The following is a 19,945-nucleotide window of genomic DNA, read 5'->3' as shown; positions in this document are numbered from 1 at the left end:
GCGGAGCCGCTGACAGGGCCGCTATCGTCAAGACGCACACATCGCATGCCACCCCAACGTCGACAGCACTCCAGGAGTCACGCCGTATGAGCGCCACGCTCGTCGCCAAGGAACTGACAGCCGGCCACGGCGACCGCGTCCTGTTCTCCGGCCTGGACCTCGTGGTCTCCCCCGGCGACGTGGTCGGGCTGGTCGGGGTGAACGGCGCGGGCAAGTCCACGCTGCTGCGCCTGCTCGCCGGGCTCGACCGGCCGGAGCACGGCGGCGTCCAGCTCAGTCCGCCGAGCGCCACGGTCGGCCATCTGCCGCAGGAGCCCGAGCGGCGGCCCGAGGAGACGGTCCGGCAGTTCCTGGCCCGCCGCACCGGTGTGACCCCCGCACAGGAGGCGCTGGACGCCGCGACGGCCGGTCTGGTGGAGAGCGTGCCGGGCGCCGACGACGCGTACTCCGACAGCCTGGAGCGCTGGCTGAGCCTCGGCGGCGCCGACCTCGACGAGCGCGCCGAGGCCGTGGCCGCCGAGCTCGGGCTGGCCGTGGACCTGGACCAGGCGATGACCTCGCTGTCCGGCGGCCAGGCCGCGCGCGCCGGACTGGCCTCGCTCCTGCTGAGCCGTTACGACGTCTTCCTGCTCGACGAGCCGACCAACGACCTCGACCTGGACGGCCTGGAGCGCCTGGAGCGCTTCGTCGGCGGCCTGCGCGCCCCCGTGGTCCTGATCAGCCACGACCGCGAGTTCCTGGCGCGCACCGTGAACCGCGTCGTCGAGCTCGACCTCGCGCAGCAGCTGATCCGGCAGGTCGGCGGCGGCTATGAGGACTTCCTGCGGGAGCGGGAGGTCGAGCGGCAGCACGCGCGCGAGGAGTACGAGGAGTACGCCGACACCAAGGCGGGTCTGGAAGCGCGTGCGCATATGCAGCGCAACTGGCTGGAGAAGGGCGTCAAGAACGCTCTGAAGAAGCGCCCGGACAACGACAAGATCCTGGCGAAGGCGCGCGCGGAGGGAACCGAGAAGCAAGCGGCGAAGGCCCGCCAGACCGAGCGACGCATCGAGCGTCTGGAGGTCGTGGACGAGCCGCGCAAGGAGTGGGAGCTGCGGATGACGATCGCCGCCGCGCCCCGCTCCGGCGCTGTGGTGGCAACGCTAAGGGATGGCGTCGTACGTCGCGGAGACTTCACTCTGGGTCCGGTGAACCTCCAGATCGACTGGGCCGAGAAGGTCGCGATCACCGGCGCCAACGGCTCGGGCAAGACCACGCTGCTGGCCGCCCTGCTCGGCCGCATCCCGCTGGACGAAGGCAGCGCGGCCCTGGGCCCCGGCGTGGTGGTCGGCGAGGTCGACCAGGCCCGCGGGCTCTTCCTCGGCGAGCAGGCCCTGCTGCGGGCATTCGAGGAGCAGGTGCCGGACATTGAGCCGGCCGAGATCCGCACCCTGCTGGCGAAGTTCGGGCTGAAGGCCGAGCACGTCCTCCGTTCGGCCGCGACGCTCTCCCCCGGCGAACGCACCCGCGCGGCGCTGGCGCTGCTCCAGGCCAGGGGCGTGAACCTGTTGGTCCTGGACGAGCCGACGAACCACCTGGACCTGGCCGCGATCGAGCAGCTGGAGGCGGCGCTGGCGAACTACCCGGGAACGCTGCTGCTGGTGACGCACGACCGGCGGATGCTGGAGGCCGTGCAGACCACGCGGCGGTTGAGTGTGGACGCCGGCAGGGTCACCGAGCTCTAAGAGGCTAAAGGACCAACGTGACCTCTTCCCTGCCAGGGAAGAGGTCACAGGTGATCAGGCGTCCGCAGCCGCCGCCTTGCGCCCCAGTGCGAAGAACTCCGCAATCTCCTCGACAGTCTTTCCCAACGGCTGCCCCGCCCCGAACGGCGCGTTCCAGAACGCCCCTGCGCGGGGGCTATAGGGCCCGACGTACATATACGGCTCGTCCAGGAAGTCGTCGCCTAGAGATACGCCGTAGTTGACCTCATCGAGGCTCACGGCGATATCGAAGTGCTCCGGCCACAGCACAGGCGTCAGCTGCGGAGCGAACCGGCGCAGGCTCTGGTCGCCGAGATCCAGCGCGGCGAGGAGCGTCCGGGCGGTGCGCGGGTCCAGGACGGGACGGTCCGACGGCAGCGCGCCGGAGCCGTGCTCGTACAGTCCCTCAGGCGCGCCGGCGACCACGCCCAGACGGGAGCCGATTTCGGCGTACGTAGCGCCGCGCACCTCCACCGCCGCGTCGTGCGTCCGCACCTTCAAGTGGTCGGCGCGCAGGTCGGGCGCCGCTATCGTGGCGATCGCGCCGGGCAGGACCCGGAGCCTGATCGTGCCGTGCTGACGGTACTGCGGGCCGGCGAGCAGCAACTCGGCTATCCCATGTAGGGAGGCCCTGGTCGTCTGGTCGGAACCCATCGCGTGCTCCCATCCGCCGGCGGCGTGGCCCCAGCGATAACCAGAAGAAGTAAAGCCCGCCGCCACCCTATCCTTGAACTGCCATGGACTCTCAGCTCAAGACGGCTCCGCTCGCCGAGCTCACCGCTCGCCTCGCGGAGCTGACGCCGCATGACCGCCGCCGTTTGTCGCGCCGCATCGACGGCGCCCGCCGCATCCGCAACCCGCAGGCGCTGCAGGCGGTGGCGGCGGAGATCGAGGCCGAGATCCAAGCCGCCTCGGGGCGGGCACAGGCCCGCCGGGCGAGCATCCCGAAGATCACGTATCCGGAGAACCTGCCGGTCAGCGCCCGCAAGGACGACATCGCCGCAGCGATCCGGGACCACCAGGTCGTGGTGATCGCCGGCGAGACCGGGTCCGGCAAGACCACCCAGATCCCGAAGATCTGCCTGGAGCTGGGCCGCGGGGTCGCCGGGCTCATCGGGCACACGCAGCCGCGCCGCCTGGCCGCGCGCACCGTGGCCGAGCGCATCGCCGAGGAGCTGGGGCAGCCGCTGGGCGAGTCCGTCGGCTACAAGGTCCGCTTCACCGACCACTCCAGCGACAACACGCTGGTCAAGCTGATGACCGACGGCATCCTGCTGGCTGAGATCCAGCAGGACCGGACGCTGAGCCGCTACGACACGATCATCATCGACGAGGCGCACGAGCGGTCGCTGAACATCGACTTCCTGCTCGGTTATCTCAAGAACCTGCTGCCGCGCCGCCCCGATCTGAAGCTGATCATCACCTCGGCCACCATCGACCCGGAGCGCTTCGCCCGGCACTTCGCGGATCGGGACGGCAAAGACGCCCCGATCGTTGAGGTCTCCGGCCGCACCTATCCGGTAGAGGTCCGCTATAGGCCGCTCCTCCTGGACGACCCCGACGCGGACGGCGACGCCGAAGACCGCGACCAGATCCAGGCGATCAGCGACGCCGTGGACGAACTCGGCCGAGAAGGCCACGGCGACATACTCGTGTTCCTCTCTGGAGAGCGCGAGATCCGCGACACCGCGGACGCCCTTAAGAAGCGCAACCTCCGCACCACGGAGATCATCCCCCTCTACGCGCGCCTCAGTACTGCCGAGCAGCACAAGGTCTTCGAAGCGCACGCCGGGCGCCGCGTCGTCCTCGCGACCAACGTCGCAGAGACCAGTCTCACCGTCCCGGGCATCCGCTACGTGATCGACCCGGGCACCGCGCGCATCTCCCGCTACAGCAACCGCACCAAGGTGCAGCGCCTCCCGATCGAGCCGGTGTCGCAGGCCTCGGCGAACCAGCGCAAGGGCCGCTGCGGCCGCACCAGCGACGGCATCTGCATCCGCCTGTACTCCGAGGACGACTTCCTGTCCCGCCCAGAGTTCACGGAGCCGGAGATCCTGCGCACCTCCCTGGCGTCCGTCATCCTGCAGATGAGCGCGCTGGGCCTCGGCGACGTCGCCGCCTTCCCGTTCCTGGACCCGCCGGACGCGCGCAACATCCGCGACGGCGTGAACCTGCTGCACGAGCTCGGCGCGCTGGACCCCGAGGAGCAGGACCACCGCAAGCGCCTGACCCCGGTCGGCCGCAAGCTCGCGCAGCTCCCGGTGGACCCGAAGCTCGGCCGCATGGTCCTGGAGGCGGACCGCAACGGCGCGCTGAAGGAAATAATGATCATCGCCGCCGCGCTCTCCATCCAGGACCCGCGCGAGCGCCCCGCGGACAAGCAGCAGGCCGCCGCCGAGAAGCACGCACGCTTCAAGGAGCAGGGCTCGGACTTCCTGGCGTGGCTGAAGCTGTGGGACTACATCAAGGAGAAACAGAAAGAGCTCTCCTCGAACCAGTTCCGCAAGCTCTGTAAAGCCGAGTTCCTGCATTACCTGCGCATCCGCGAGTGGCAGGACGTGCACAGCCAGCTCAAGCAGATCGCCAAGCAGCTGGAGCTCACCCCGAACAGCACCGAGGCCGGCCCCGACCAGATCCACATCAGTTTGCTGAGCGGGCTGCTGTCGCACATCGGTCTGAAGGACACAGAGTCCTTCGAGTACATCGGCGCACGCAGTGCGAAGTTCGCCATCTCCCCCGGCTCTGTCCTCTTTAAGAAGTCGCCGCAGTGGGTCATGGCGGCAGAACTGGTGGAGACGAGCCGCCTGTGGGGCCGCGTGGTCGCCATCATCAAGCCGGAATGGGCAGAACCTCTGGCGCAGCACCTGGTGAAGCGCACCTATAGCGAACCCCACTGGGAGAAGTCCGCAGGCGCCGTCATGGCGTTCGAGAAGGTCACGCTTTACGGGATCCCTCTGGTCGCCTCCCGCAAGGTGAACTACGGCAGCATCGACCCCGAGGTGTCGCGCGAGCTGTTCATCCGCCACGCACTGGTCGAGGGCGACTGGCAGACGCACCACAAGTTCTTCTCCGAGAACCGCAAGCTGCTGGCCGAAGTAGAGGAACTAGAGAACCGCGCACGCCGCCGCGACATCCTGGTCGACGACGAGACGCTGTTCGTCTTCTACGACGACCGCGTACCGGCCGACGTCGTCTCCGCGCGGCACTTCGACTCCTGGTGGAAGAAGACCAGCCGCGAACAGCCGGACCTGCTGAGCTTCGAGAAGTCGATGCTCATCAACGACGGCGCGGGCGCCGTGGTGGAACAGGACTACCCGGACTCCTGGCGCCAGGGCCGCATGAAGTTCCGATTGACCTATCAGTTCGAGCCGGGCGCGGACGCCGACGGCGTCACCGTGCACATCCCGCTGGCGGTCCTCAACCAGGTCTCCTCCGACGGCTTCGACTGGCTGATCCCGGGTCTGCGCGAGGAACTGCTGACCGCGCTCATCAAGGCGATGCCCAAGCAGCTGCGGGTGAACTTCGTGCCGGCGCCGAACTTCGCCCGGGCGCTGCGCCGCAGCCTGATCCCCAACGACGGTCCGCTGCTGGACGCGATCGCCCGCGAGCTGCGCGCCGTCTCCGGGCACCGGGTCGAGCCGACCGACTTCGACCAGCAGCGGGTCCCCGAGCACCTGAAGATGACCTTCCGGATCGTCGACGACAAGGGCCGCAAACTCGCCGAGGGCAAGGACCTGGAGGCGCTGAAGCTCCAGCTGAAGGTCAAAACCCGCGACGTCATCAACGACGCCGCCGACGGCCTGGCCCGCGAGGGGCTGAAGACCTGGAGCGTCGGCACCCTGGCCAGGACCTTCGAGCAGAAGCGGCGCGGGCTGACGATGAAGGCGTACCCGGCGCTGGCCGACGCCGGCGACACCGTCGCCGTGCGGCTCTACGACACCGCCGAGGACCAGCGCCGCGCGATGGCCGCGGGCACCCGCCGGATGCTGCTGCTGAACGTCAACTCGCCGATCAAGTACATCAACGGCCGGCTGAGCAACCCGGCGAAGCTGGCGCTGAGCCACAACCCCTACGGCAACGCCCTGGCCCTGCTCGACGACTGCGTCGCCTGCGCGGCGGACCACCTGATCGCCCTGAACGGCGGCCCGGCCTGGGACGAGGCGGGATACCAGAAGCTGTTCGACGCGGTCCGCGCCGAGCTGGCCGACACCTCGATGCAGGTGGTGCAGAACGTCGAGCGCGTCCTGTCGGTCTCACACGAGGTGGAGCGCAGGCTCAAGGACACCACCAGCCGCTCCCTGCTGACCGCCCTGGCCGACGTCCGCGACCAGCTCAGCGGGCTGATCCACAAGGGCTTCGTGGCCGAGACCGGCTTCGACCAGCTCCCGCACCTGGTCCGCTACCTGCGGGCCATCGACCGGCGCCTGGAGAAACTTCCGGACAACCCGAACCAGGACCAGCTCCTGATGTTCCAGATCCACGACGTCCGCGACGAGTACCAGCTGCTGGTGGACCGGCTGCCGGCCGGCCGGCGGGCAGACCCGGATGTGCGGCGTATCCGGTGGATGATCGAAGAACTGCGCGTCAGCCTGTTCGCCCAACAGCTCGGGACACCGGAGACGGTGTCCGCGAAGCGGATCTACCGCGCCATCGACGCGATCGAAGGCTGACAACACCCGCGCCGGGGCTCAACGTCCTCCCCCATTCGTCGTATCAACACTCGTGCAGCGTCGGTAGAATCCGGCGCCATGAGCTCTGCCGCCGGGACCCCTTGGTCCAACCCCGTCACCCCCGCCGCCGCCAGTGACACCGCTGCGGACGCCGCGAGCCGAATAGACACCTCGAAGCCGCACCCGGCGCGGATCTACGACTACTGGATCGGCGGCAAGCAGAACTTCCCGGCGGACCGCGAGGTCGCCGAGAAGATCGCCGAGGCGATGCCGATCATCTCCACGCTGGCGCGGGCCAACCGGGCGTTCCTGGGGCGGGCTGTGAAGTACGCGGCCGAGCAGGGGGTGAAGCAGTTCCTGGACATCGGCGCGGGGCTGCCGGCCGCCGGGAACACGCACGAGGTGGCGCAGTCCGTGCACGCGGACGCCTCGGTGGTCTACGTCGACAACGACCCGCTGGTCACCGTGCACGGCCGGGCCCTGCTCGCGGACGAGGCGCGCACCCGGGTCTTCGAAGGCGACCTGCGGGACCCGAAGGCGATCCTGACCCACCCGGACGTCACCGCGCTCATCGACTTCGACCGGCCGGTCGCGCTGCTGATGGTCGCGGTGCTGCACTTCTTCCCGGACGCCAACGACCCGGCGGGCGTGCTCGCCACCCTGACCGAGAACCTGGCCCCCGGCAGCTTCCTGGTCATCTCGCACGCCGGTTCCGACCTGCTGCCGGCCGACCAGGAGAAGCTGCAGGTCTACCAGAAGGCCGCCGAGGGCGCGGCCCGCGACCACGCGCAGATCTCCGCCTTCTTCGAGGGCTTCGATCTCGTCGACCCCGGTCTGGTGCGGCTGCCCGCCTGGCGGCCGACCGAGGAGCTGCCGTCCGACATCGACCAGTACTGGATGTACGCCGGTGTCGGCCGGAAGCGGTGATAACCCCTAACAGGGTTCAGAGCTTTACGTCGTCTTACTGTCCCTACTGTCCCGGAACGCCCCGCCCTGGGACCGGTAACCAGTCCGGTCCCACCGCGCAGACCTGCGACATCGCGCATGTCACACGCGCTTCACGGTTCCGGACCCGCGTTGCAGGGCGGGGGGCCGAGCCGAAATGATGGGCCCGTGTCCCAGCAACCGGAACAGGCCGCACCGCTGACCCTGCAGATCCTTCCCGACGGGAACGAGCGGGTCTTCGACGGGACCCGCCGGGTCGTCATCGGCCGCGACCCCAACCAGGCCGACGTGATCGTCGCCGAGCCGCGGGCGTCCCGGGTCCACGCCACGCTCTATCGCCAGGGCGGCGCCTGGATCCTTGAGGACTCGTCGAGTCAGGGCACGTTCGTGCAGAACACCCGCCTGACGCAGCCGATGGCGCTGCCGGGTCCGGTGGTGGTGCGGCTCGGACACCCGGTGGACGGCCAGGAGGTGCGCCTGGTGCCCGGTGCGCAGCGGCCTAACCTGCCGCCGCCCGGATTCCAGCAGGGCGGCGCCCAGCCTCCGCAGCCCGGTCCCCCGCCTCAGCCCAGCTACCAAGGACAGCAGGGACACCCGGGACAGCCGTATCCGGGTCCGCAGGGACAGCCCGGACAGCTCGGTCAGCCGGTGCAGCATGGCCAGCCCACACCTCAGGGATCTGCGCCAGGTGCGCCGGTATTCACTCCCATGGGCGCTCCCCATGCGGCCGCGCATATAGGTGGCGCCCCTTCGCAGCAGCCATGGGGACAGCAGCCCGGCGCCGTCGCGCAGGCCGTTCCGTACGTCCCCCAGCAGAACCCCGCGCAGCAGCCGCAGCAGCCACGCCTCGGCGAGTACACCGGCGTCTATCAGACCTCCAACACGCTGCGAATAGGCCGAGACGCCGCCAACGACATCGTCCTGCACGACCTACAGGCCTCCCGCTTCCACGCGGAGCTGCAGTTCAAGGGCGGCCGCTTCGAGATCGTCGACAAGGGCAGCCACAACGGCACGTACCTGAACGGTATGCGGGTCAACCGCGCAGAGGTCCGCGAGGGCGCGATCATCGCTATAGCGCGGCACCTGCTGCGCTTCCACAACGGCGTACTCCAGGAGTTCGTCGACACCGGCGGGATCACCTTCTCCGCAGCGAACCTCGGCGTGCTGGCCGGACCCAAGGTCCTGCTGGACAACGTGAGCTTCGCCCTGGAGGGCGGCGACTTCCTGGCGGTGCTCGGCCCGACCGGCGCTGGCAAGTCCACGCTGATGAAGGCTCTGACGGGCAACCGCCCCGCGGACCGTGGCGCCGTCTTCTATAACGGACGCGACCTCTATGCGAACTACGCAGAGCTCCGCAACCGCGTCGGCTACGTCCCGCAGGACGACATCCTGCACCCGCAGCTGAAGGTCCGCGACGCTCTGCGTTACGCCGCGCAGCTCCGCTTCCCGCCGGACGTCCCGGCGGCAGAGCGCAACGCCCGCGTCGACGAGGTCATGGCCGAGCTCGGCCTGACCGAGCGTGGGGACCTGGCCGTGGAGAAGCTCTCCGGCGGCCAGCGCAAGCGCACCTCAGTGGCGATCGAACTGCTGACCCGGCCCAGCCTGCTGATCCTGGACGAGCCGACCTCCGGTCTGGACCCGGGCTACGAGAAGTCCGTGATGGACCTGCTGCGCAGGCTCGCCGACGGCGGCCGCACGGTCATCACCGTGACGCACAGCATCCAGAGCCTGGACCGCTGCGACCGCATCCTGTTCCTGGCGCCCGGCGGGCAGACCGCGTTCTTCGGCCCTCCGCCGGAGACTCTGCAGTTCTTCAGCAGAAGCACCTACGCAGAGGTGTTCCAGGACCTGGACCGCGCCGCGCCCGGCTTCGCGCAGCAGGCCTTCGCCGGCTCCCCGGCGGACCAGCAGTACGTCCAGGCTCCGCTTGGCGCACAGCTGAACAAGGTGAACGGCACGGCCAACGCACAGCAGGCCGCGGTCCCGGCGGCGAACCCGCACTGGGGTCACCAGCTGGCCACCCTGTTCAAGCGGTTCAGCTCGGTGGTGTGGGCCGACAAGCGCAACACCGCGATGCTGTTCATGCAGGCGCCGATCCTGGGCCTGCTGATGCTCGCGGTGCTGGGCTCCCACGACCTGTCCACGACCGATCCGGTCGCCTCCCGCAAGGCCGGCTCGGTGCTGCTGGCGCTGGTGCTCGGCGCGACGTACCTCGGCGCCTCCAACTCGATCCGCGAGATCGTGAAGGAGAAACCGATCCTCACCCGGGAGAGAGCGATCGGGCTTTCGCCATCGGCGTATGTGCTGTCGAAGGTGATCCTGCTGGGCCTGCTGACCATCGCCCAAGCCGCGGTCCTGGTGTTCCTGGGCATCGTGCGGCAGGGCGGACCCGGCGACGGCTCGGTGTTCTCCTCCGGCCAGCTCGAACTGTTCGTCGACGTCGCCCTGGCCGGCCTGGCCGCGATGGCCCTGGGCCTGCTGATCTCCGCGTTCGTGTCCAACGCCGACAAGGCGCTGACCATCCTGCCGGTCATCCTGTTCGCCGAGTTCCTGTTCACCGGCTCGGCCTTCCCGGTCAACAAGACCCCGGGTCTGGAGCAGGCCAGCTACCTGGCCTCGGCCAAGTGGGGCTACTCGGCCGCCGCCTCCACGGCGAACGCCGACGTGCTCCTGGGGACCGGCTGCAACGACACCTCGCCGCGCGGTCCGCTGCCCGGCGCCAAGTGCGACGCGACGCAGGCCCACAAGTCCGCCACCTGGTACGGCGACATCGCCGCGCTCACCGCGCTGACCGTGGTGTGCGTCGCCGGGGCGTGGCTGGCGATCCGGCCGGTGGGCCAGCCGAAGCAGAAGTAGCGATGCCCTATAGGAGAGCCGGCCTGGAAAGCTGGCATGACTGCTGATACGACAATGGTGCGCTTCCCGGAGAATCGGGGTGCGCACCATTCAGTTCGCTTCGCGATGGGGAGTTCCTATGAGGGAGGTCGACCTAAGCCGCCCCGACAGTACTCTCGAACTCCCAGTACCTGTTCACCCGCAAAGGCAGCTCGACCCGTACCGTCTTCCCGCCGCCGTCCGGATCGGCCGGCACCTCGGTGCGACCGCCGACCTCCGCCGTCAGGTCCCGCACCAGCTGCAGGCCCCAGCCGCCGCTGTCGTCGGGATGCGGACTGAGCAAAGCCTTCGGCCGATGCGGATGACGATCGTGGACGGCCACCGTCAGGCAGCCGTACTCCAGCGCCAACGTCACCTCGGCCTGGCGGCACAACAGCGCCGCGTGCTTGGCGGTGTTGGTGACGAGCTCGCTGATGATCACGATGGCCGAGTCGACCATCGTCTCGTCCAGGTCCAGGCCCCATTCGACGAAGACCTCGCGGGCCACCCGGCGCGCCGCCGAGGCCCCTTCGGACCTCGTGGGCACCGCGAAGGTGATCCGGTAGCCGCTCTTCGGCTCCCGCCCGACCCCGAGCACTTCCATCACCTCTCACGTTGTGGCGCGCTACGTTCCGTTTCGGAACGGCTCCCCCGCCGTCGGTACAGTTGCCCTGCTGTCCGTGCCTTGGCAGTCATGCCCCATGCACAACAGGTCTACTCCTGCGGATGCACGTTCATTTGGAGGTTTCCTTTGTACAGCGAGCGCGCTCTGGCCGACCGGTTCGCTCTCGACGACCTGCTCACGGCCTACGCGGTGGCGATCGACACCGACCAAGTGACCGAACTCACACGCATGTCGACCGAGGACGCGGTCTTCGACTACCAGTCCAGCGGCGGTCCCCGCGGTTCCGTGGAGGACGCACAGCAGTGGCTGGAGAAGTCGCTGACCCAGGTCCCGGTGCGGGCGCACCTCATCGTCAACCGACGCTTCGACATCAACGGGGACAGCGCCTGCGCCGAGGCGCACTTCTTCAACCCGATGTCGGTACGGGTCCCGGGGCAGAAGGGCGACATGTGGAACCCCGGCGGGGGCTACTACTCCGTCACCTTCCGCCGGACCGGGAAGGGGTGGCGCATTTCAGAACTCGTCATGCTCCAGACGTGGCGGGTCGCCGTCGCTGTGCACACCCCTGGAAAGGCGGGCGGCGGGCACCACGCGTCCTGAGGGCACCGGGGTCGCGGCGGGCGGCTCGACGTCGGGGACGGCGTCGGCCGACGCGCCGCGCGGCGGGTCCGTCAGGATTTCAACGCGCGGTGGTCGGCGCCCGCCCTTTCTTCCCCCTTCGCCTTCACCGCCGAATGGATGAAGGCCGCCACGATCATCGAGGTGCCGGCCAGCGAGGCCAGCCAGTCCGGCACGTCCGGGCCGATCTCCACCAGAAGCAGCACCGCGAGCACGCCGATCGAGTAGTACGCGCCGTGTTCGAGGTAGACGTAGCGGTCCAGCGCCTTCTTGCGGACCAGGAACACCGTCAGGCTGCGGACGTACGCCGCGCCGATGCCCAGGCCGATGGTGAACAGCGCGATGTCGACGGTGACCGAGAAGCCGCCCATGACGCTGTCGAACGAGAAGGTGGCGTCCAGGACTTCCAGGTAGATGAACAGCATCAGGGCCTGACGGCCGTGCGGTGGTCGCGCGTCGGCTTCCTCGGCCAGCGCCTCGCTTCGGTCCGCCGCGGCCTCCGAGAGCCGTTTGATCGCGAAGTAGGTGACCAGCCCGATGACGCCGGCCACCGGGACGCCCACCGGATGATCAGTGGCGAAGGTCCGGGCGGCGATCAGCAGGAAGAGGATGACGCCGACCACCTGGAAGGTCTCCAGCGCCAGCGGCTTGAACCGCTCGCCGACCGCGGCCAGGCGGCGTTCGAAGAACGGCAGCCAGATCTGGTCGTGGCCGCTGAGGAAGAAGTCCATGAAGATCATCAGCAGGAAGACCCCGCCGAACGCCGCGATCAGCGGCTGCACCCTGAGGATCTCGTGGGCGTACCCGTTCGGATCAGTCACGGATCTGCTCAGTACGTGCAGCGGATCCTGCCGGGTGGCGGCCACCAGGACCACCATCGGGATGATCAACCGCATCCCGAACACCGCGATCAGGACGCCCACGGTGAGGAAGATGCGTTGCCACCGGGCGTCGAACCGGCGCAGCACCGTCGCGTTCACCACGGCGTTGTCGAAGGACAGCGCCACTTCCAACACGGCCAGCATCGCGACGACGGTGGCCGATTGGATCCCCCCGAGCCACAACGCGAGCACTAATCCCAGCAGCGTCGCGCCGTAGGCGACGCCGAAGTCCCGTCCGCGCATGTCAACGGCCCTTTCTGCAAAGCACGCAGCCGTCCGGGAACGCCGGAAGCCGACCGCGCCGTCGTGATCGGGCCCGCCTGACGCGCACCCACCGCTGTACTTAGGATGCCCTACTCAGACTTCTAATACACGACGAGGGTTGCCGGAAACGGGCTCATGTCCGACGGCGCGCTACCACTGGTCGGGCGGCACACCGGCGCCGGGTCGGGAAGATCCCTAAACATCGCCCGTCTCGGGCACGCTGGCGACAAGCACGTTGTCACGGACGGGATTCACGCGCCTTCTCCGGGGAACTTGTCGCCTGGGGTACTCCTCGGCGCAACCGATCGTTCGACAGCCGCCGCCACGCTGATCAGCGGAACGGGGATCCTCGGGCTGTCAACGGGTTCTCGATTCAAGCACTTGATCAGAGGGGTGGGGTTTTGACCGCGTTGGACGGGGCGTCGCAGAACGCTGACGCGATACCGGCGGTGACAAGAGGTGGAGGCGTCAGACGCCGGTCCGCTTTCCTGTCGCGCGACCACGGATTGGCATGGTTGTTCCTCGTGCCGTCGCTCGCCGTATTCGGGATATTCATCCTTTATCCGCTCGTGGAGTCGTTCGTCCTGAGCACTCACGGCAGCGACATCTTCGGAAACTCCTCGCGCTTCGTCGGATTGAAGCACTTCCGGGACATGTTCTCCGACTCCGGGTTCTACAAAGTCCTCGGCACCACCGCGCTGTTCACGGTAATGACCGTGCTCCCCGGCGTCCTCGGCGCGCTGGCGCTGGTGCTCCTGATGGAATCGCGGATCCGCGGCATCCGGATCTTCCGCAGCGCGTTCGCCCTGCCCTTCGCCTTCTCCGCGGCGAGCGCCTCGGTGATCTTCGCGGTGATCTACAACCCCGCGGTCGGCATCGCGAACGGGATGCTCGCGCACTTCGGCACCAAGCCGGTGGGCTGGCTGACCGACCCCAAGTGGGTCCTGCTGTCCGTGGTGGTCGTGCAGGTGTGGATGACGCTCGGGTACAACGTGCTCGTGCTGTCCGCCGGCGTGGCGGCGATCCCCGGCGACATCATCGAGGCGGCGCGCCTGGACGGTGCCACCGGCTGGCGACTGAACCGCTCCATCTTGGTGCCTCTCCTGTCACCCCAACTGTTCTTCCTCACTGTCGTCTCGACCATCAACTCCCTCCAGGCGTTCACCGCGATCCGGATCCTCGCCCCGGAGGGCGGCCCCGGGGGCAAGGCGATGACGCTGGTCTACGCCATCTACAACAAGGGCTTCGAGAACGGGAACAGCGACCTCGGCACGGCCAGCGCCTACGCCATCGTGCTGCTGTTCATCGTGCTGCTGTTCATCGTGCTGGTACTCACCGCGATCCAGTTCGGGGTGCTGGAGCGGAAGGTGTTCTACCGGTGAGCGCGCTCGTGAAGGACCGCATAGCGAAGGTCCTCGTATATCTGGTGCTCATCATCGCGGCACTCGCGGTGGTGTTCCCGGTCTACTACGCGCTGGCCGGCAGCATCATGCCGACCCGCGACCTGATCAAGGCCCCGCCGGCGCTGGTCCCCTCCGGGATCCACCCCGGGAACTTCGCGGACGTCTTCCACGCGATCCCGCTGGGCCGCCAGTACCTGAACAGTGTGGTCGTGGCCGTGATCATCACGGTCGCGCAGCTGGCGACCTCCCTGCTGGCCGCGTACGCGTTCGTCTTCCTGCCGATGAAGTGGCGCAAGGCGGTGTTCGGGCTCTTCCTGGCGACGTTGATGATCCCCTGGGAGGCGATCATCATCCCCAACTACAAGACGATCTCGAACGCGCACCTGGCGAACACCTACTTCGCGCTGGTGCTGCCGTTCCTGGCCTCCGCGTTCGGCACGTTCATGCTGCGGCAGTCGTTCCTGCAGTTCCCGATGGAGCTGCGCGACGCGGCCAAGATCGACGGCTCGGGGCACTGGCGGTTCCTGTGGCGGATCGTCGTGCCGGTGTCCCGGCCGACCATCGCCGCGATCGCCGTGTACTCGTTCCTGTCCGCCTGGAACCAGTACTTCTGGCCGCTGCTGGTGACCGACGACCCCAAGATGCAGACGCTGCAGCTCGGGATGTCGCAGCTGAACAACTCCGAGTCCGCCGACCCGCGGCTGATCCTGGCCGGCGTCGCCTGCTCGGTGCTGCCGACGCTGCTGCTGGTGGTGTTCGGCCAGAAGTTCATCGTCAAGGGCCTGACCAGCGGGGCGGTCAAGTAACCGCTTCACCGACGCACCGCACCATCGCCACCTCGCCACCTCGCCACCTCGCCACCTCGCCACCTTCACCATCCACAGGGGAGAACCTCAATGAGGAGAACACTCCGCACGCGCTCGCTGCGTGTGGCCGCCGGCCTGCTGGCCGCCGGAGTCGCGCTGACGGCCTGCAGCTCGTCGTCGTCGAAGGGCGGCTCGTCCGCCGGCGGCGTCCCGGGCGCCGACGCGCTGACCAACGCCAAGGGGGTGGTGAACCTGACCTTCTGGCACAGCATGCAGGGCACCAACCAGAAGGCGGTCACCGCGCTCGTCGACGCCTTCAACGCCAAGTACCAGGGCAAGATCCACGTCACGGACAGCTTCCAGGGCTCGTACGACGACGCGATCGCCAAGTACAAGACGGCGGTGTCCTCGCACACCACGCCGTCGATCATGCAGGTCTACGACGTCGGCACCCGGTTCATGGTGGACTCCAAGCAGGCCGTGCCGGTCGCGGACCTCGCGGCCAAGGACGGCTACTCGCTGGCCGACCTGCAGCCGAACATCGCCAACTACTACACGGTCGGCGGCAAGCTGGAGTCGATGCCGTTCAACTCCTCGATGCCGCTGCTGTACATCAACGTCGAGGCGTTCAGGAAGGCCGGGCTGGACCCGGCGAACCCGCCGAAGACCCTGGACGAACTGGCCGCCGACGCGCAGAAGCTGACCGTCAAGGACGCCGGCGGCAAGACCACGCAGTACGGCTTCGGCGCCGCCGACTACGGCTGGTTCGTCGAGCAGCTGACCGCCGAGTCCGGCGCGCTGTACTGCGACAACGGCAACGGCCGCACCGCCCCGGCGACCAAGCTGAACATCACCTCCGGCGCGCCGCTCACCTACACCAACTGGTGGGCCGGGCTGGTCAAGAACGGCGAGGCGCTGAACACCGGCCGCCCGACCGCGGACGCCCAGGCGGCGTTCAAGGCCGGCAAGGTGGCGATGAACCTGGAGTCCACCGGCGTGCTCGGCGGCTACGTGGACGCCGGCGCCAAGTCCGCCTCGCCGTTCACCGTGGCCACCGCGCCGTTCCCGAAGGTCTCGGCCTCCGACACCGGCGGCCCCATCATCGGCGGCGCCTCGCTGTGGATCGACCGGGTCGGGCACTCCGACGCCGAGGTCCGCGCGTCCTGGGAGTTCGCGAAGTTCGCCGCCTCGGCGCAGCGGCAGGCCGCCTGGCACCAGGCGACCGGCTACTTCCCAGTCAGCGCCTCGGCGCTGCAGGACCCGACGGACGTCGCCTACCGGCAGGCGCACCCGCAGTTCCAGACCGCGATCGACGAACTGAAGGCGACCCAGCCGACCCCCGCCACCGCGGGCTGCCTGCTCGGTGTGATGCCGCAGGCGCGGGCCGACTTGGAGCAGGCGATGCTGTCGGTGGCGACCTCCGGCACGTCGGCGGACTCGGCACTGTCCGACGCCTCGACGAAGATCTCGAAGCTGATCAGCGACTACAACTCGGCGGTGAGCGGCTGACATCCGCTCGGAGGTGAGCCCGGCAGGTCCGCGGGACCTGCCCGCCGAGACCGGGAAGCGCAGTCATAAAATGGCTGCGCTTCCCGTCCTTTTCGGGGCGGAACCACCACGCACGTCGATATGAGCAGGGGCCAGGACCCATGGTGACGCCAGCCTTGACGGCCGTTCCGATGCCCGCTCCGCTGGGCGGGGCCCAGGTGGGCTCGGCGTGGCGGCTGAACCCTTACGTCGGGGCGATCCTGGTGGTCGTCGCGGCGCTCTACGTGGCCGGGACGGTCGTGGCGCGGCGCCGTGGCACTCGCTGGCCCGTGTACCGCACCGTGGTCTTCGTCATCGGGCTGGCGCTGTTCGCCTGGACGACGATGTCGTTCCTGGCGGTGTACCAGCAGGTGATGTTCTGGCCGCGGGCCGTGCAGATCATCACCCTGCTCATGGTGGTCCCGCTGTTCCTGGCACTGGGGATGCCGCTGACGCTGGCGATCGAGGGCGGACCGCGGTGGCTGGCCGGCGCGGTGCGGCGGGTGCTGGCGACGCGGATCGCGGCCCTGCTGACCTTCCCGGCCGTGGTGTCGATCGTGTTCCTGGTGACGCCGTTCACCGTCTACTTCTCGCCGATCTACGAGGACACGCTGCGCTCGCGCGGCGCGGCGTGGATCCTGAGCTTCGCGCTGAGCGCGCTCGGGTTCTTCTACTACTGGACGCGGCTGCGCCTGGACCCGGTGCCGAAGGAGTACCCGCACCTGGTGTCGGTGTGGATCACGTTCGCGGAGGCGATCGCCGACGGCGCGCTCGGCCTGACCCTGATGCTCGGGCACCACCTGGTCGCCGGGGACTGGTACACGGCGCTGAACCGGCCGGGCGGGCTGTCGCCGAGGCAGGACCAGGTGTGGGGCGGCGGGGCGTTGTGGCTGATCGGGGACCTGGCCGGGGTGCCGTTCCTCGGGGCGCTGTGGCGGCGGATGTTCGACGAGGACCGGGACCGGGCCGCCGAGGTGGACGCGGAGCTGGACGCCTTGGAGGCGGAGGGCGCGATCGTCTACGGGACGGCTTCGACTGCCGCCGCCGGTGTCACTGCGGCTGCGGCTGCGGCTGCCGCTGTCGCGGGCAGCGAAACCGGTGCCGAGACGGATGACGTAGACGCGTCCACCCCTGCGTCTATTTCTCATACTTCTCCGGCCGCTGTCGGCGCGGCCGCCGGCGGCGAGGACGCGAAGCGGACCCGCCCCTGGTGGGAGACCGATCCGGTGCTCGGCCGACGGATGGGATTCCTCGACGAGGAGTGACCGAGCGAGCCCGTTGTCACCCGTTCGGCCTCGTCTGATCACCGCAGACTGATCTCAGCATGATGACGGATGTCCGGTTTGTGGATATCCGGGAGAGTTGTCCTCACCACCGGGAACCGCGCCGACGCCCCGTCGCCGGACCGGATGGTCACCGATCACCACGATCTGGAGGACATCATGTTTCGCACGACTTTGACCACATCCCGCACCCGCCGCTACTCGGGGGCGGTGGTCGCGGCCACAGCGGCCGCGATGGTGCTGACGCCGGGGGTGGCGTTCGCCGCCGGGCAGCCCGCGGGGCCGAGTTCCGGACACTCCGGGAGTACGGCCGGCAGCCACAGGAGTGGACACTCGGGACACGCGACCGGGCACTCCGGACACTCCGCCGGGCGCAGCGGCACGGGCCACTCGGGCTCGGGCTCGCGCTCGCCGGGACACACCGGTGCGGGTCACTCGGCTTCGCACGCGACCGGACATGCCGGCGGCAGCCGGTCCGGCGGGCACGCGGCCGGACACACCGGCTCCGGCTCCTCGACCACCTCGACCACCTCGGGCCGGACTGCCGCCCACGGCGCGAAGGTCGCCTCGCACAGAACCGGGTCCGGTTCCTCCGACGGTCCGCAGGATTCCGGCTCCAAGACATCCTCGGCATCCTCTGCGGCCGGCATGTCCGAGACGGTCACCAAGCTGTCCGTATCCAACAGCGACGGCATCGTGACCATGTCGGCCCGGGTGTCGCCGGCGCATCGCGCGAGCGGCGCCTCGGCGGCCACCGGCAGCGTGACGTTCACCGTCGACGACGCTTCCTCCGGCCCGATCCCGATGTCCGGCGGAAAGGCCATGGTGCAGGTCGAGCTCGGCCCGGGCCGGCACACCGCCTCCGCGAAGTACAGCGGTGACGCCGAGCACGCCCCGAGCGATTCCGGGGCGGTGAGCATGACGGCGGGTTGAGCGGGGCTGCGGCCCGGCTACGCGTCGAAGGACAGCCCGCCGCTCGCGACGCAGGTGCGCCCGTCGTACTCCTTCGCCGCCGCGTCGAGGTACTCCCCCGGCTCTGAGCCCGGCCACAGGTGCGTCAGCACCAGCCTGCCCACACCCGCTTGCGATGCCTGCCGTGCCGCCTGCCGGGCGGTCGACAGGTAGGGGGCATCGCCGTCGGCCATCACTTCCGGATACGTGGCCTCGGCGATGAGTGCGTCCGCGCCCCGCGCCAACTCGACGAGCGCGGGGTGCGGACCACCGTCCCCGGTGTAGACGACGGCGTGGCCGCCGGCCGCGACGCGTGCCGCCGCATTGGGTACCCAGTGCGGAAGGAGCGCGGTGCGCAGGTCGAACGGTCCGATGGAGAACGACGCCCCGGGCTCGAAGTCGTGGCGGGCCAGCGCGGCGTCGAGCATCCCCGGCCGGTCCAGGGCCAGCACGGCGTTCAGGGCGCCGTGCGGTGCGTAGACGGGCAGGGGGTCGGGGTCGGCGCCGCCGAGCGCCCGAGCCCGAAGCAAAGGATTGAGATCGGCGCAGTGGTCAGGATGCCCGTGGCTGATGTAGACGGCGTCCAGCTGCTCCGCCGGCATCAGCTCCAGCAGGCGCGGCAGTACCGCGTAGCCCGCATCGACGAGAAGGGAGAACCCGTCATGAGTTAGGAGGAACCCGCTGCACGCGTCGTCCGCCACCGGCCACGCCCCGCTGCCACCCAGCACTGTCACCCGCATGCGTCCATGATGCCCGCCGTCACCGCCGTGGCGCGTACATGATGATCGCCATGCCCACCAGGCAGACCGCCGCGCCGATGACGTCGAAGCGGTCCGGCCGGTAGCCGTCGGCCACCCAGGCCCACAGCAACGAGCCCGCCACGAACACCCCGCCGTAGGCGGCCAGGACCCGCCCGAAATCCGAGGAGGGCTGCAACGTCGCGACGAACCCGTACAACGCCAGGCTCACCGCCCCGCACGCCGTCCATCCCCAGCCGCGGTGCTGCCGCACGCCCTGCCAGATCAGCCACGCGCCGCCGATCTCCAGGACCGCCGCGACCACGAACAATGCGATGGACCGTGCGACCGTCACTGCACCCGACCTCCCGGCTCAGGCGCTCCCGGCGGACGCCACCGCGCGCCAGCTTAGGGCGTGGTGACACCGCGACGGCGTACCGAACCGATTGATACCAGCGCGAAAGCCGCTGCCCGACACCGATTCCGGAGGTGCCACGACCAGTCCGCAAACAGTCCGCGACCAGTCCGCGACCAATATCGACACCAGTCAAAAATCCGCAAAGATGTTCACGCCGAAGCGTCGTTCTTACCTTCAGCCGCTATCGTGTGGCGGCAGCCC

At 69.1% G+C, this 19,945-nt stretch carries 15 protein-coding genes; 10 read left to right on the top strand and 5 right to left on the bottom strand.

Annotated features, from left to right (window positions below; all coding sequences use genetic code 11):
- The first annotated feature begins 86 nt into the window (after nucleotides 1-86).
- Nucleotides 87-1,724 (top strand): ABC-F family ATP-binding cassette domain-containing protein, encoded by a 1,638-nt coding sequence (locus ABH935_RS10990; protein WP_370377729.1) that lies wholly within the window; start codon nucleotides 87-89, stop codon nucleotides 1,722-1,724.
- 54 nt (nucleotides 1,725-1,778) lie between these two features.
- Here the strand turns inward: ABH935_RS10990 and ABH935_RS10985 are convergent, their stop codons facing one another.
- Nucleotides 1,779-2,396 (bottom strand): hypothetical protein, encoded by a 618-nt coding sequence (locus ABH935_RS10985; RefSeq protein ID WP_370377728.1) that lies wholly within the window; start codon nucleotides 2,394-2,396, stop codon nucleotides 1,779-1,781.
- An 83-nt stretch (nucleotides 2,397-2,479) separates the two neighbouring features.
- Between ABH935_RS10985 and hrpA the strand changes: the two genes are divergently transcribed.
- The 3 genes from hrpA (at nucleotide 2,480) to ABH935_RS10970 (ending at nucleotide 10,213) form a co-directional block, all read left to right on the top strand.
- A complete protein-coding gene (hrpA, locus tag ABH935_RS10980; RefSeq protein WP_370377727.1) occupies nucleotides 2,480-6,412 on the top strand; it encodes an ATP-dependent RNA helicase HrpA in 3,933 nt (1,310 codons plus the stop codon).
- Nucleotides 6,413-6,490: 78 nt separating this feature from the next.
- Nucleotides 6,491-7,339, top strand: coding sequence for an SAM-dependent methyltransferase (locus tag ABH935_RS10975; RefSeq protein ID WP_370377726.1), 849 nt, complete (start codon nucleotides 6,491-6,493; stop codon nucleotides 7,337-7,339).
- 186 nt (nucleotides 7,340-7,525) lie between these two features.
- On the top strand, nucleotides 7,526-10,213 hold the full coding sequence (locus ABH935_RS10970; protein WP_370377725.1) for an FHA domain-containing protein: 2,688 nt from the start codon (nucleotides 7,526-7,528) through the stop codon (nucleotides 10,211-10,213).
- A 133-nt stretch (nucleotides 10,214-10,346) separates the two neighbouring features.
- Here the strand turns inward: ABH935_RS10970 and ABH935_RS10965 are convergent, their stop codons facing one another.
- A complete protein-coding gene (locus ABH935_RS10965; RefSeq protein WP_370377724.1) occupies nucleotides 10,347-10,835 on the bottom strand; it encodes an ATP-binding protein in 489 nt (162 codons plus the stop codon).
- 147 nt (nucleotides 10,836-10,982) lie between these two features.
- Here ABH935_RS10965 and ABH935_RS10960 point away from each other — a divergent pair, with 147 nt between their 5' ends.
- Entirely contained in the window at nucleotides 10,983-11,456 is a 474-nt protein-coding gene (locus ABH935_RS10960) for a nuclear transport factor 2 family protein (RefSeq protein WP_370377723.1), read from the top strand.
- Between the two features lie 71 nt (nucleotides 11,457-11,527).
- Here the strand turns inward: ABH935_RS10960 and ABH935_RS10955 are convergent, their stop codons facing one another.
- On the bottom strand, nucleotides 11,528-12,598 hold the full coding sequence (locus ABH935_RS10955) for a DUF475 domain-containing protein (protein ID WP_370377722.1): 1,071 nt from the start codon (nucleotides 12,596-12,598) through the stop codon (nucleotides 11,528-11,530).
- Between the two features lie 590 nt (nucleotides 12,599-13,188).
- On the opposite strand from ABH935_RS10955, the gene ABH935_RS10950 reads away from it, so the two are divergent.
- The 5 genes from ABH935_RS10950 to ABH935_RS10930 all read left to right on the top strand — a co-directional run bounded on the left by ABH935_RS10950 (nucleotide 13,189) and on the right by ABH935_RS10930 (nucleotide 18,571).
- Nucleotides 13,189-14,001: a carbohydrate ABC transporter permease gene (locus tag ABH935_RS10950; protein ID WP_370377721.1), complete on the top strand. Its 813-nt coding sequence runs from the start codon at nucleotides 13,189-13,191 to the stop codon at nucleotides 13,999-14,001.
- Entirely contained in the window at nucleotides 13,998-14,828 is an 831-nt protein-coding gene (locus ABH935_RS10945; RefSeq protein ID WP_370377720.1) for a carbohydrate ABC transporter permease, read from the top strand. The genes ABH935_RS10950 and ABH935_RS10945 overlap by 4 nt, the downstream gene beginning before the upstream one ends.
- A gap of 90 nt (nucleotides 14,829-14,918) precedes the next feature.
- Nucleotides 14,919-16,337 (top strand): ABC transporter substrate-binding protein, encoded by a 1,419-nt coding sequence (locus ABH935_RS10940; RefSeq protein ID WP_370377719.1) that lies wholly within the window; start codon nucleotides 14,919-14,921, stop codon nucleotides 16,335-16,337.
- 170 nt (nucleotides 16,338-16,507) lie between these two features.
- Nucleotides 16,508-17,620, top strand: coding sequence for a cytochrome c oxidase assembly protein (locus tag ABH935_RS10935; protein ID WP_370377718.1), 1,113 nt, complete (start codon nucleotides 16,508-16,510; stop codon nucleotides 17,618-17,620).
- Nucleotides 17,621-17,689: 69 nt separating this feature from the next.
- Complete coding sequence (locus tag ABH935_RS10930) at nucleotides 17,690-18,571, top strand: Ig-like domain-containing protein (RefSeq protein ID WP_370377717.1); 882 nt, start codon at nucleotides 17,690-17,692, stop codon at nucleotides 18,569-18,571.
- 17 nt (nucleotides 18,572-18,588) lie between these two features.
- On the opposite strand, the gene ABH935_RS10925 is transcribed toward ABH935_RS10930, so the two are convergent.
- Both ABH935_RS10925 and ABH935_RS10920 read right to left on the bottom strand, forming a co-directional pair.
- Entirely contained in the window at nucleotides 18,589-19,329 is a 741-nt protein-coding gene (locus ABH935_RS10925; protein ID WP_370377716.1) for an MBL fold metallo-hydrolase, read from the bottom strand.
- 19 nt (nucleotides 19,330-19,348) lie between these two features.
- Complete coding sequence (locus ABH935_RS10920) at nucleotides 19,349-19,681, bottom strand: YnfA family protein (protein WP_370377715.1); 333 nt, start codon at nucleotides 19,679-19,681, stop codon at nucleotides 19,349-19,351.
- Between the last annotated feature and the right edge of the window lie 264 nt (nucleotides 19,682-19,945).

The sequence above is a fragment of the Catenulispora sp. GAS73 genome (assembly GCF_041262085.1).
Classification (GTDB): domain Bacteria; phylum Actinomycetota; class Actinomycetes; order Streptomycetales; family Catenulisporaceae; genus Catenulispora.
Note: the sequence above shows the minus strand (reverse complement) of the source record. Positions and strands in the feature narration are given on the sequence as shown.